The organism is Achromobacter deleyi, assembly GCF_013116765.2.
Lineage (GTDB): Bacteria > Pseudomonadota > Gammaproteobacteria > Burkholderiales > Burkholderiaceae_B > Achromobacter > Achromobacter deleyi_A.
Genome location: NZ_CP074375.1, coordinates 2299377 through 2311792, shown reverse-complemented (window position 1 = coordinate 2311792; position 12416 = coordinate 2299377). Strand labels below are relative to the sequence as shown.

Annotated in this window: 12 protein-coding genes; all 12 read left to right on the top strand. The window is 64.6% G+C overall.

Features of this window, described 5'->3' with window-relative positions; genetic code table 11:
• Positions 1–30 precede the first annotated feature (30 nt).
• The 12 genes from flhC to HLG70_RS10285 all read left to right on the top strand — a co-directional run bounded on the left by flhC (position 31) and on the right by HLG70_RS10285 (position 12251).
• Positions 31–612, top strand: a complete 582-nt coding sequence (flhC, locus tag HLG70_RS10340; protein WP_171661626.1) for a flagellar transcriptional regulator FlhC — start codon at positions 31–33, stop codon at positions 610–612.
• A 120-nt stretch (positions 613–732) separates the two neighbouring features.
• Positions 733–1608: a flagellar motor stator protein MotA gene (gene motA, locus HLG70_RS10335; RefSeq protein ID WP_171661625.1), complete on the top strand. Its 876-nt coding sequence runs from the start codon at positions 733–735 to the stop codon at positions 1606–1608.
• A gap of 11 nt (positions 1609–1619) precedes the next feature.
• Complete coding sequence (gene motB, locus HLG70_RS10330; protein ID WP_171661624.1) at positions 1620–2609, top strand: flagellar motor protein MotB; 990 nt, start codon at positions 1620–1622, stop codon at positions 2607–2609.
• Positions 2610–2611: 2 nt separating this feature from the next.
• Entirely contained in the window at positions 2612–2992 is a 381-nt protein-coding gene (locus HLG70_RS10325; RefSeq protein ID WP_171661623.1) for a response regulator, read from the top strand.
• A gap of 29 nt (positions 2993–3021) precedes the next feature.
• Positions 3022–5124 carry a chemotaxis protein CheA gene (gene cheA / locus HLG70_RS10320; RefSeq protein WP_171661622.1) on the top strand — a complete coding sequence of 701 codons (2103 nt, stop codon included), beginning with the start codon at positions 3022–3024 and terminating at the stop codon, positions 5122–5124.
• Positions 5125–5140: 16 nt separating this feature from the next.
• Positions 5141–5641, top strand: coding sequence for a chemotaxis protein CheW (cheW, locus tag HLG70_RS10315; RefSeq protein WP_008159692.1), 501 nt, complete (start codon positions 5141–5143; stop codon positions 5639–5641).
• Positions 5642–5734: 93 nt separating this feature from the next.
• A complete protein-coding gene (locus tag HLG70_RS10310; protein WP_171661621.1) occupies positions 5735–7438 on the top strand; it encodes a methyl-accepting chemotaxis protein in 1704 nt (567 codons plus the stop codon).
• 8 nt (positions 7439–7446) lie between these two features.
• Entirely contained in the window at positions 7447–8301 is an 855-nt protein-coding gene (locus HLG70_RS10305; RefSeq protein WP_171661620.1) for a CheR family methyltransferase, read from the top strand.
• 20 nt (positions 8302–8321) lie between these two features.
• A complete protein-coding gene (locus HLG70_RS10300) occupies positions 8322–9380 on the top strand; it encodes a protein-glutamate methylesterase/protein-glutamine glutaminase (RefSeq protein WP_171661619.1) in 1059 nt (352 codons plus the stop codon).
• Positions 9381–9431: 51 nt separating this feature from the next.
• Positions 9432–9821: a chemotaxis response regulator CheY gene (cheY, locus tag HLG70_RS10295; protein ID WP_171661618.1), complete on the top strand. Its 390-nt coding sequence runs from the start codon at positions 9432–9434 to the stop codon at positions 9819–9821.
• Positions 9822–9829: 8 nt separating this feature from the next.
• Positions 9830–10462, top strand: coding sequence for a protein phosphatase CheZ (gene cheZ, locus HLG70_RS10290; RefSeq protein WP_171661617.1), 633 nt, complete (start codon positions 9830–9832; stop codon positions 10460–10462).
• Positions 10463–10733: 271 nt separating this feature from the next.
• Positions 10734–12251: a methyl-accepting chemotaxis protein gene (locus HLG70_RS10285; protein WP_171661676.1), complete on the top strand. Its 1518-nt coding sequence runs from the start codon at positions 10734–10736 to the stop codon at positions 12249–12251.
• Positions 12252–12416: the final 165 nt, after the last annotated feature.

Below are 12416 nucleotides of genomic sequence, written 5' to 3'. Positions count from 1 at the left end.
GCCTGTGAATTCCACTCGGACACACGTGTAATGGCCTCCAAGAGCGTATCCCAGGAAGCAGACGACATCCTGCTTGCCAGCTCCATGATTACCCTGGGCGCCCGGCTTCAGGTGCTAGAGGCTGAAACCAGCCTCAGCCACGACCGCCTCGCCCGCCTGTATCGCGAAATACGCGGCTGCTCGCCACCCAAGGGCATGCTGCCTTTTTCGGTTGACTGGTTCATGACCTGGCTGCCGAATATCCACTCCTCGCTCTTCTATAACGTGTATTCGTTCCTGAATGCGCGCACCAGCAGCAAGGGTATACGCGCCACGATCGACGCCTATCGACTGTATCTTGAAAACGCCGGCCTCGATGCCGCCGAGTCCTCGGAACCCGTCCTGAGCTTTACCCGGGCCTGGATGCTGGTGCGCTTCTTTGACAGCGGCATGCTGCAGCTGTCCGCCTGCCGCCAGTGCGGCGGCCATTTCATCGCCCACGCCCATGATCCGCAATCGGATTTCGTGTGCGCCATCTGCCGGCCGCCTCCCCGTGCCGGAAAGACGCGCGCGGCGGCCAAGGCGCGCGCCGGCAGCCGTCCCGCTCCCGTCGTGGATGTCGCCCGGGCCTGACCGGCGGCGTCCAAATACATCAAAAGCCCTGGAAAACTCCCCCTAACCCGCCTTTTTGGGTCGGGGGGGACAGGGGATCATTGACGACTAGTTTTCAGACTTCGTTGGCAGGGGCCGGATGTGTTGATTGTTATCGGTTTTCTCGTGGTGATCGTGTCGGTCGTCGGCAGCTTCATAGGGCTGGGCGGCCATCTTGGCGCGCTTTACCAGCCGTTCGAGCTGACGCTGATCTTCGGAGCGGCCTTTGGGGCTTTCCTGGCCGGCAACAGCAAGAAATCGCTGATGCTGGTGAAGAAGGCGCTGCCCGACTCGCTGAAAAGCTCGCGCTATGGCAAGGACGTGTACATGGAGCTGATGGCGCTCCTGTATGTGTTGCTGAACAAGGCGCGCCGCGAAGGCCTGATGGCCATCGAATCGCATATCGAGGATCCGGGCTCGAGCCCGATCTTCAGTGAATACCCCCGTATCGCCAAAGACGCGAAGCTCATGGAGTTCATCACGGACTACCTGCGCATCATGATCAGCGGCAACATGAGCTCGTTCGAGATCGAAACCCTCATGGACGAGGAAATCGAGACCTACCGCCATGAGCGCGAAGTCCCGGCCCATGCCCTGCAACAGATGGCCGACGGCCTGCCGGCCTTCGGCATCGTGGCCGCGGTGCTGGGCGTGATCAAGGCGCTGGCCGCCGTGGACCAGCCGCCCGCGATTCTGGGCGACCTGATCTCCAAGGCCATGGTCGGCACGTTCCTGGGCATTCTGCTGGCATACGGCTTCGTGGGTCCGCTGGCGTCGCGCATCGAGCGCCGCACCGATGAAGCCGTGAAAGTGCTGGAGTGCATCAAGACCACGCTGCTGGCCAGCATGAACGGCTATCCGCCCCAGCTGGCGGTGGAATTCGGCCGCAAGGTGCTGTACTCGTCCGTGCGTCCGACCTTTGGTGAGCTGGAAGAGCACGTCCGGCAAACCAAGTCGACCGCGACCGGCAAGGCCTGACGGAGCGGGCCATGAGCACGGTAAACAATCACCGTGTGGTGATCCGCCGCAAGAAGGTCAAGGGCGGCGGGCACCACGGGGGCAGCTGGAAGATCGCTTACGCCGACTTCATCACGGCCATGATGGCGTTCTTCCTGGTGATGTGGCTGGTCAGTGTGGTGCCGCGCGAAGAACTCAAGGGGATAGCGGAGTACTTCCGCATGCCTTTGCGCGTGGCGATCACGGGCGGCCCCAGCAGTTCGGCCGAAACCAGCGCGGTGCCGGGCGGCGGGAGCGATCCGCTGCGCAGCGAGGGCGATGTGCGCCGGGGGCAGGGCAACCGCGTCGAGTCCCAGCCCATGGGCGACGCCGAGCGCCGCGAACAGCACCGTCTGGAAAATCTGAAGAAGCGCCTTGAGAACGTCATCGAGACCAGCCCGGTCCTGAAGAGCTTCCGGCCGCAGCTGCTGATCGACCTGACCACCGAAGGCCTGCGCATCCAGATCATCGACAACCAGAACCGTCCGATGTTCGCCACCGGCCGCGCGGACGTGCAGCCGTACATGCGTGACATCTTGCGAGAGCTGGGGCCGGTGCTCAACGAGCTGCCCAACAGGGTGAGCATTTCGGGTCATACGGACGCCTCGCAATACGCCCGCGGTGAACGCGCCTACAGCAACTGGGAGCTTTCGGCGGATCGTGCGAACGCTTCCCGCCAGGAACTGGTGGCCGGCGGCATGAACGAAAGCAAGGTCATGCGTATCCAGGGCCTGTCCTCCAGCATGAGTCTGGTTAAAGATGATCCGTATGCAGCCGTTAATAGACGCATCAGCCTAGTGGTGCTCAACCAGAGCACCCAGCGGCGCATCGAAAGCGAGAACGCCGCCGCCGCGGACGTTAGCGCCAAGGATGCGCGCGGGGTGGGGACGGCCGTGGAGGCGGCGCAAGCCGCTGCCCAGGCTGCAACGTCAACCAAGCAAGGCGCGGCGGAGAGCATCCCGCCTGCTGAAGGGGTTAGATAGCAATGGCGGCAACGATACTCGTGGCGGACGACTCCGCAACGATGCGGATGATCGTACAGGCGACGCTGACAGGCGCGGGCTGGAAGGTTCTGACGGCCAGCAATGGCCAGGAAGCGCTCGAGATGGCCAGGGCCCACCCGGTGGACCTGGTCGTCAGCGACTGGAACATGCCTGTCAAGGGCGGCCTGGAACTTATTCAGGGTCTGCGCGAAGAAGACCGGTACCTGGATGTGCCGGTGCTGGTGCTGACAACCGAGGACGACGTGGATAGCAAGATGGCAGCTCGGGATCTGGGCGTTTGTGGCTGGCTTTCCAAGCCGGTCGACCCCGATGTGCTCGTGGAATTGGCGACCGAACTGCTCGACGAGCAGTCCGGCGCATAAGCAGGTTCATTTATGAAGGCGTACGGGTCATGAGTTCTGGTTTGGATCTCAGTCAATTTTACGAGACCTTTTTCGACGAGGCGGACGAGCTGCTTGCGCAAATGGAGCAGCTGTTGCTCGAGCTCGATGTGGGCGCGCCCGACATCGAGCAGCTCAATGCCATTTTCCGCGCAGCCCACTCGATCAAGGGCGGCGCGGCTACGTTCGGCTGTTTTACGCAGCTGGCGGGCACCACCCATTTGCTTGAAAACCTTCTGGACGCAATCCGTCGCGGCGAAATGGCGCTGCGCACGGACATGATTGATATTTTCTTGGAAACGAAAGACGTGCTCAAAAGCCAACTGGATGCCTACCGGGCCTCCGAAGAGCCCGATGATGCCGTGTTTGAGCGTATCTGCGCCGTATTGAGGCAGCTTGCGCTGGAGCATAAGGATCCCGCCGCGGCAGCCGCCCCGGCGCCTGCGCCCGCTCCGCAGGCGGCCGCTCCGGCCCCCGCCCCGGTGCCGCAAGCTCCCCAGCCCGTGCAGGCCGCTCCCGCGGCGCCTGCCGCCGATGCCGGCAGCCTGCCGCTGCGCGTGCGCATCACCAAGGTGTCGGACAAGGACGCCGCGTCCCTGCTCGAAGAAATGGGCAACCTGGGCACCGTCAAGGCCAGCGAATGCGCCAATGGCGTCCTGACCGTCTGGGTTGAAAGCACCTGCACGCCTGACGATATCGAAGCGGTGTGCTGCTTCATCGTCGACGGCGACCAACTGAACATTGCCCGAGAAGCGGCTCCCGCAAGCGCGGCCGCCGCGCCGGCCGAGGCCGCTCCGGTCGCGGCGCCCGCGCCGGCAGCCGTGGAGGCGCCCGTGGCGGAATCGGCCGCAGCCGCCGAAGTGGTTACCCAGACTGCCCGCGCGGCCGCCCGTCCGGCGGCTGCCGCGCATGCCGACAAGGAATCCACGTCGATCCGCGTCGGTGTCGAAAAAGTCGACCAGGTGATCAACCTGGTGGGCGAGCTGGTCATCACGCAAGCCATGCTGGCGCAGACTGCCTCGACGCTGGATCCGGTACTGCACGACCGCCTGCTGAACGGCATGGAGCAGCTCGAGCGCAACGCGCGCGACCTGCAGGAAGCGGTCATGTCGATCCGCATGATGCCGATGGACTACGTGTTCAGCCGCTTCCCCCGCCTGGTGCGCGACATCGCCGGCAAGATGGGCAAGCAGATCGAACTGCAAACCTATGGCCGCGCCACCGAGCTGGACAAGAGCCTGATCGAACGCATCATCGATCCGCTGACCCACCTGGTGCGCAACAGCCTGGACCACGGCATCGAGACGCCCGAAAAGCGTATCGCGGCCGGCAAGGATCCGGTCGGCCAGCTGGTGTTGTCGGCCCAGCATAACGGCGGCAACATCGTGATCGAGGTAAGCGACGACGGCGGTGGCCTGAACCGCGAGAAGATCCTGAAGAAGGCGATGGCCCAGGGCCTGGCCGTCAACGAGAATTCGCCCGACGATGAAATCTGGCAACTGATTTTCGCGCCTGGCTTTTCCACCGCCGAGAAAGTCACGGACATTTCGGGCCGCGGCGTCGGCATGGACGTGGTGCGCCGGAACATCCAGGACATGGGCGGCCATGTGCAGCTGTCGTGCGAGCCGGGCAACGGCACCACGACCCGCATCGTGCTGCCGCTGACCCTGGCCATCCTTGACGGCATGTCGGTGCGCGTGGGCGAGGAAACCTTCATCCTGCCGCTGAACCATGTCACCGAATCGCTGCAGCCCACCAACGACCAGATCTATTCCGTGGCCGGCAACGAGCGCGTCATGCATGTGCGCGGTGAATACCTGCCGCTGGTAGAGATGCATCGCGTGTTCTCGGTGGGCCAGGCGCAGAGCGACCCGACGCAGGCCATCGCGGTGATCATGCAGGCCGAGGACCGTCGTTTCGCGCTGCTGGTGGATCACTTGATCGGGCAGCACCAGGTCGTGGTGAAGAATCTCGAATCGAATTACCGCAAGGTTCCGGGCATATCCGCCGCCACCATTCTTGGCGATGGTAGCGTGGCCCTGATCGTCGACGTATTTGCGCTTGCGCGCGCCAACCGTGAGCGTTGGTCGCAGCCCGAAGCCATTCTGAATTGATGGAGCACTAAAAATCATGGCAGCCAAACCGCAAGCGCAAGCCGCGCGCAATGAAGATGTCGGCAGCGAATTCCTGGTCTTCACGCTGGGCGACGAAGAGTACGGAATCGATATCCTGAAGGTGCAGGAGATCCGCGGCTACGACGCCGATACGGTCACGCGCATCGCGAATGTCCCGCCGTTCATCAAGGGCGTGACGAACCTGCGCGGCATCATCGTGCCGATCGTCGACCTGCGCATCAAGTTCAACCTGGGCCGCGTCGAATACAACGAGCAGACCGTCGTCATCATCCTGAACCTCGACCGCCGCGTCGTGGGTATCGTGGTCGATGGCGTGTCGGACGTGCTGATGCTCAATTCCGGCCAGATCCGCCCGGCGCCCGAGTTCGGCGCCACCCTGTCCACCGAGTACCTGACGGGCCTGGGCACCGTGGACGAACGGATGCTGATCCTGGTGGATATCGAAAAAATGATGACCAGCGATGAAATGGCGCTGGTGGAGAAGGTCGCCTCCTGATCGGAGTCTGGCCGGATAGCGGGGCAGAGGCGCCATATTGAATCCGATGTGGCGCTTTCCTTTAACGATTGCAGTCAAGGGGTGGTTCTTGTGATGCGCAAGTTTTTCGCGAACATGACGATACGCAGCAGCCTTTTGTGGGTGCTGGCGTTCTTCTCATTCATGTTGGTGATCGGAGCGGCGCTCGGCGTCCTGTCTCTGCGCATCAGCAATGGGACGTTGGCTGAAATCAAGCAATCGCAGGAACTGGATGACGCAGTCGGGCGCGTCGTTTCGAGCTACAAGGACAGCCTGAACGGCCTGGGCCGCGCGGCTTCGGCGAACTACGCGGACATCGTCCGCAGCGTGGGCCAGCCCACCTTGCTCACGCAGGGACTGTCGGGCGAGGCGGCCGGGCTGCTGGAACGCGCCAAGGCCTCGCTGAACAAAGGCCAGGCCGAGTTCGACTACTTCAAGACCTTGCCCCGGCCCGCCGAGGCGGCGGAGTCGCTCAAGGAAATCGAGGAGTCCTACGCGGCGCTGGTGCAGCAAGGCCTGAATCCGCTGGTGGCCAGCCTGGAAAAGGCGGACATGCCGGGTTACCAGACGCACATCCAGAAGGTGCAGGATGCCCTGGAAGGGCGCTTTGCCCGCGCCGTCGAGGGCTTTGACTTCTGGCGCGCCAGCAAGATGCTGGACGCGCATGAAGTCGCGCAAGTGCGCTACCAATTCGTATTGATGGCCGTCAGCGCGGGCGGCGTGATCGCCGCGCTGCTGGTTTTTGCTACCTATGTCTTCCTGCGCCGCCGGGTGCTGCAGCCCCTGAAGGAAGCGGGCCACCACTTCGACCGCATCGCCGGCGGCGACCTGACCGCTCGCGTCGAGGCCAGCAACACCAACGAGATCGGCCAGCTGTTCGCGGCGCTCAAGCGCATGCAGGAAAGCCTGACCCGCACGGTGGCGTCGGTGCGCCGCGGCGTGGACGAGATCAATGTCGGTTCGCACGAGATCGCGGCCGGCAACACGGACCTGTCCAGCCGCACGGAGCAGCAGGCGGCCTCGCTGGAGGAAACCGCGGCCTCCATGGAGCAGCTGGCGTCGACGGTGAAGCAGAACGCGGACAACGCGCGCCAGGCCAACCAGCTGGCGGCCAGCGCCTCGGACGTGGCCGAGCGCGGCGGTTCGGCGGTGTCGGAAGTGGTCAGCACGATGCAGGGCATTTCGGCCAGCTCGCGCAAGATCTCGGAAATCGTGTCGGTGATCGACGGGATCGCGTTCCAGACGAACATCCTGGCGCTGAACGCGGCGGTGGAAGCGGCGCGGGCGGGCGAGCAGGGCAAGGGTTTTGCGGTGGTGGCGGGCGAAGTCCGCTCGCTGGCGCAGCGCAGCGCGCAGGCGGCCAAGGAAATCAAGGGTTTGATCGAAGACTCGGTGACCAAGGTGGGCGCGGGCTCGCAGCAGGTGGAACGCGCCGGCGCGACGATGCAGGAGATCGTGGCGTCGGTCAAGCGGGTGACGGACATCATGGGCGAGATCTCGGCGGCGTCCGAGGAGCAGTCCAGCGGTATCGACCAGGTGAACCGGGCGGTGTCGCAGATGGACGAAGTGACGCAGCAGAACGCGGCGCTGGTGGAAGAAGCGGCGGCCGCGGCCGGCTCGCTGCAGGAACAGGCGCAGCGCCTGGCCGAGGCGGTGGCCGTGTTCAAGATCAATACCGGTGAAGTGATCGAAGTGCCGGCGCATCGCCTGTCCTCGGTGCATTCATCCCATGACGATTCACGGCTGCATGCGCCCGACGCGCTTGCGCTGGGACGCTGAGGACATCCGTGGCAACCTCGGCAAATACGGCCCCGTCCATTCCGGTGGACCGCCAGTTTGATTTCCGGGACGGGGATTTTTCCCGCGTCCGCAAAATGATTCACGCGCGTGCCGGCATTTCGCTGGGCACGCACAAGCGCGAGATGGTCTACAGCCGCCTGGCGCGCCGTTTGCGCGCCTTGGGCGGCCAGGACTTTGGCAGCTACCTGGACCAGTTGGAAAACGAGCCGGACGCGCCCGAGTGGGAAGACTTCATCAACGCGCTTACGACCAACCTCACGGCCTTTTTCCGGGAGTCTCATCACTTCCCCATCCTGGCCGACTTTGCGAAAAAGCGCGGCGGCCCGGTGTCGGTCTGGTGCTGTGCGGCTTCCACGGGTGAAGAGCCGTATTCCATCGCCATGACGCTGGTGGAAGCGCTGGGCCCGCGAGCAGGCGGGTCGACGGTGCTGGCGACCGATATCGACACCAATGTGTTGAACCGGGCGCGCGCCGCGGTGTATCCGAACGAGCGCGTTGCGAAGATGGAAGGCGAGCGCCTGCGGCGGTTCTTCCTCAAGGGCCGGGGCGCCAACGAGGGGCAGGTGCGGGTACGTCCCGAGATTGCGGACATGGTGCGCTACGAGACCCTGAATCTCTTGTCGCCATCGTGGGGGATCAGCGAAAAGTTCGATGTGATCTTCTGCCGCAACATCATGATCTATTTCGACAAACCCACCCAGGCAAAGATCCTGGAGCGGTTTGTGCCGCTGATGAAGCCGGGCGGCCTGCTGTTTGCCGGCCACTCCGAGAACTTCACCTATATCAGCCGGGATTTTCGTCTGCGCGGGCAGACGGTCTACGAATGCGCAAATAAGGCCTGAACGGGCCAGGGCTTCAAAAGATGAAAAAGATAAGCGTTTTATGTGTGGACGACTCCGCGCTCGTGCGTGGCTTGATGACGGAGATCATCAATAGCCAGCCGGATATGGAAGTGGTTGCGACCGCGCCGGATCCGCTGGTGGCGCGCGACCTGATCAAGCGTCACAACCCGGATGTATTGACGCTGGACGTGGAAATGCCCCGCATGGACGGGCTGGATTTCCTGGAAAAGCTGATGCGCCTGCGGCCCATGCCGGTGGTGATGGTGTCGTCGCTGACCGAGCGGGGCGGGGAAATCACACTGCGCGCGCTTGAACTGGGCGCGATCGACTTCGTGACCAAGCCCAAGCTGGGCATCCGCGACGGCCTGCTTGAATACACGGAAATCATCGCGGACAAGATCCGCGCCGCTTCGCGCGCCAAGCTGCGCGCGCCCACGCCGCACGCGGCGCAGGCCGCGCCGGTGCCCATGCTGCGCCGGCCGCTGTCCAGCTCGGAAAAGCTGGTCATCGTGGGCGCCTCCACGGGCGGCACCGAGGCCATCCGCGAAGTCCTTCAGCCCTTGCCGCCGGACAGCCCGGCCATCCTGATCACGCAGCACATGCCTGCCGGGTTCACGCGGTCGTTCGCGCAGCGCCTGGACGCGCTTTGCGCCGTGACGGTGCGCGAGGCCGTGCACGGCGACCGGGTCCTGCCGGGCCACGTGTATCTGGCGCCGGGCGGCGACACGCATATGCGGCTGGGCCGCAGCGGCGCCAACTATGTGATCGAGCTGGAGGCCAGCGAACCCGTCAATCGTCACCGTCCGTCGGTGGACGTACTGTTCAATTCCGCGGCCATCGCCGCGGGCAAGAACGCCATCGGCGTCATCCTGACCGGGATGGGCAAGGACGGCGCCGCCGGGATGCTGGCCATGCATCGGGCAGGCGCGCACACGATTGCGCAGGACGAAGCCAGTTGTGTGGTCTTTGGCATGCCCCGCGAGGCCATCGCCATCGGAGCCGCGACTGAAGTGGTGCCGTTGTCGGCGATGAGCGAACGCATTCTGACTCGCCTGGGCGACCGTGGACACCGCGTTTGACGCGGATCAGTACCACGATCGGTCTCAAGCAAATTTTTTCTGGAGTTAAAGATGGTAGACAAGGGCCTGAAGATTCTGGTGGTGGATGACTTCCCCACTATGCGGCGGATCATCCGCAACCTGCTGAAAGAGCTGGGTTTCGAGAACGTGGATGAGGCCGAGGACGGCGCCATTGGCCTGGAGAAGCTGCGTAATGGCGGCTTCCAGTTCGTGGTGTCCGACTGGAACATGCCCAACCTCGACGGTCTGGAAATGCTCAAGCAGATCCGTGCCGATCCCGCGCTGGCTTCGCTGCCGGTGCTGATGGTGACGGCCGAAGCCAAGAAGGAAAACATCGTTGCGGCGGCCCAGGCCGGCGCCAACGGTTACGTGGTCAAGCCTTTCACGGCGGCAACGCTGGAAGAAAAGCTGGTCAAGATCTTTGAGAAAATTGCCGGCTGAGGTGTGCAATGAGCTCCACGGAAAATGTTGATCCGGCGGAATCCCCCGACCTGATTCACCGGATTGCGTCGCTGACGCGCATGCTGCGCGACAGCATGCGCGAGCTGGGACTGGACCAGGCGATCAAGGACGCAGCCAACGCCATTCCCGATGCCCGCGACCGCCTGCGCTATGTGGCGCAGATGACGGAGCAGGCCGCCAACCGCGTGCTGAATGCGACCGAGCAGGCCGGTCCGATCCAGGACGGCATGGCGCGTTCGGCCCAGGCGCTGGATAGCCGCTGGCAGCAGTGGTACGACCAGCCGCTGGAACTGCCCGAGGCGCGCGAACTGGTGAAGGATACGCGCGCCTTTCTCGAGGACGTGCCGAAGCAGACGCAGCAGACCCAGTCCAAGTTGATGGAAATCATCATGGCGCAGGATTTCCAGGACCTGACGGGTCAGGTCATCATGCGCATGATGGACGTGGTGGGCGCGATCGAACGCGAGCTGCTGCAAGTGTTGCTGGACAACGTGCCGCAAGAGCGCCGCGACGAAGCCAACAGCCTGCTCAACGGGCCGCAGATCAGCCCGCAAGGCAAGACCGACGTGGTCACCAGCCAGGACCAGGTCGACGACCTGCTGGCCAGCCTGGGCTTCTGACGCCCCACGCGACACCGCCGGAACCGCATTCCGGCGGTGTCGCGCCGCCGATCGCGCGGCGGGTTCGGGCGCGTACCGCGCCGCCTCATGAACGTATTCCCTAAGGGCGGAAACGCCGCCCGGCCGATAGACTTCCTGCCAATAAGAAACGGGGCCTCGCAGCACGAGACAAGGCGCGCCATGCGCGCCAGGCAACGGATGCCCGACGAAGGCGATCCGGGCCACCGAAAGGAGGTTCATCTTGGCCAGATCCGTATTCCGCCTGGGCGGCATGTGGGGTTTGCTGCGCCGGCTCAATCGCGGCGACGCGATGCTGTCGGAACGCACCCTGTCCATCAGTCCGGCCGTGTGGCCGCTGTACCGTTTCCTTGGGCAGATCCGCCGGCGGGTCATGACCGTGCGGCAATCCAGCATAGAAATCGCGCTGAACGCGGCGCGCACGCAGTTCCAGGCCGGACGCTGTTCGCTGCTGGCGCAGGAGCAGGCGCGCGCGGCCGAAGCGCTGGCCGCCAGCGGCGCGCAGATCGCGGCCCTGTCCGCATCCACCTCCACCCATGCCCGCGAGATCGCCGATGTGTCCGGGCAGAACCTGCATGCGGCCCAGCGCGCGCTGGCCGAACTGTCCGAGGTCAAGGAACGCGTCGACCGGATGACGCGCGAAATGGCGGCGTTCACCGAGGTGGTCGGGCAGCTCTCGACGCGCGCGCGTTCGGTGGGCGACATCAGCAAGGTGATCAAGGACATCGCCTTGCAGACCCAGCTGCTGGCGCTGAACGCGGGCGTCGAGGCGGCCAGGGCAGGGGACGCGGGGCGGGGCTTCGCGGTGGTTGCCAGCGAGGTCGGGCGGCTTGCCGAACGCGTGAATGCAGCGACCAGCGATATCGGCCGCCACACCACCGAGATGCTGGACCTGGTGGATACGACCCAGCGCCAGACCGGAACGCTGCGCGAGGACGTCGACGCCTCGGGCGCCGTGCTGGGCCGGACCTGCGGCGGCTTTGAGCGCTTCGTGCGCGATTTCGACAGCATGAACCGGCAGGTCGGCGACGTGGTCCAGGCGATCGGCGAGGTTGACGTCACCAACCACGGCATGAGCCAGGAAGTCGGCCGGATCGCGGCGCTGAGCGCCGATGTGCTGGAGCGTGTAGGCAGCATGTCGGGCGAGATCGACCGCATCCGCCGCCAGACGGAAAGCGTGCAAGAGGTGCTGGCGGACATGCGGACGGGCAATACGGCCTTCGACAGCCTGTCGGACTCGGTGGAGGCTTTCGCGGACGCCGCCGTCGGGCTGCTGCAAGACGCCAGGCGGCGGGGCCTGGATGTGTTCGACCGCCACTACCAGCGCATTCCCGGCAGCGAGCCGCCGCGCTATCACACCGTCTATGACCGCGGCATCGACGAGCCGCTGACGCGCTTGCTCGACAGCGTGCTGGAGGCGGTGCCGGGCGCGATCTACACGATCCTGGTGGACAACCGCGGTTACGCGCCCGCCCACAACAGCCGGTACTCGCACGCGCCCACCGGCGATCCGAAGCAGGATATCTTGCGGGTGCGCAACAAGCGCATCTTCGACGATCCCGTGGGCGCCAGGCTGGCGACCAATACCGGACCGCTGCTGTTCCAGACGTATTCGCGCGATACCGGGGAGATAGTCAACGACATCTCCATCCCCATTTATTTGGGGCCGGAACACTGGGGCGCCGTGCGGATCGGCCTGGACTATGCGCGCTTTCAGGCCACCCTGGAAGGGGCCGTGACCGGGCGCCACGCGGTACACGCGGCGGGCTGACGGCGCCGGCCCGGCCGGGCCGGGGCGCGGTTTGCAGGGGCGGCGGCGGCCGGGCCGTCGGCGCATCCGGGAATAGCGCCGCTTTCCTCCCGTTTCTTGGCATATCGCCCAAGCCCGGCGCCTCCTAGAATCTCCGCGGGCGGCTTGCAATCCCAATATCCGCGA

Excerpts from the sequence above, each read along its gene's own strand:
- motB (WP_171661624.1), top strand. The coding sequence starts at position 1,620 with ATGAGCACGGTAAACAATCACCGTGTGGTGATCCGCCGCAAGAAGGTC.
- cheW (WP_008159692.1), top strand. The coding sequence starts at position 5,141 with ATGGCAGCCAAACCGCAAGCGCAAGCCGCGCGCAATGAAGATGTCGGC.
- HLG70_RS10285 (WP_171661676.1), top strand. The coding sequence starts at position 10,734 with ATGTGGGGTTTGCTGCGCCGGCTCAATCGCGGCGACGCGATGCTGTCG.
- flhC (WP_171661626.1), top strand. The coding sequence starts at position 31 with ATGGCCTCCAAGAGCGTATCCCAGGAAGCAGACGACATCCTGCTTGCC.
- cheZ (WP_171661617.1), top strand. The coding sequence starts at position 9,830 with ATGAGCTCCACGGAAAATGTTGATCCGGCGGAATCCCCCGACCTGATT.
- HLG70_RS10325 (WP_171661623.1), top strand. The coding sequence starts at position 2,612 with ATGGCGGCAACGATACTCGTGGCGGACGACTCCGCAACGATGCGGATG.
- cheA (WP_171661622.1), top strand. The coding sequence starts at position 3,022 with ATGAGTTCTGGTTTGGATCTCAGTCAATTTTACGAGACCTTTTTCGAC.
- cheY (WP_171661618.1), top strand. The coding sequence starts at position 9,432 with ATGGTAGACAAGGGCCTGAAGATTCTGGTGGTGGATGACTTCCCCACT.
- HLG70_RS10300 (WP_171661619.1), top strand. The coding sequence starts at position 8,322 with ATGAAAAAGATAAGCGTTTTATGTGTGGACGACTCCGCGCTCGTGCGT.
- HLG70_RS10310 (WP_171661621.1), top strand. The coding sequence starts at position 5,735 with ATGCGCAAGTTTTTCGCGAACATGACGATACGCAGCAGCCTTTTGTGG.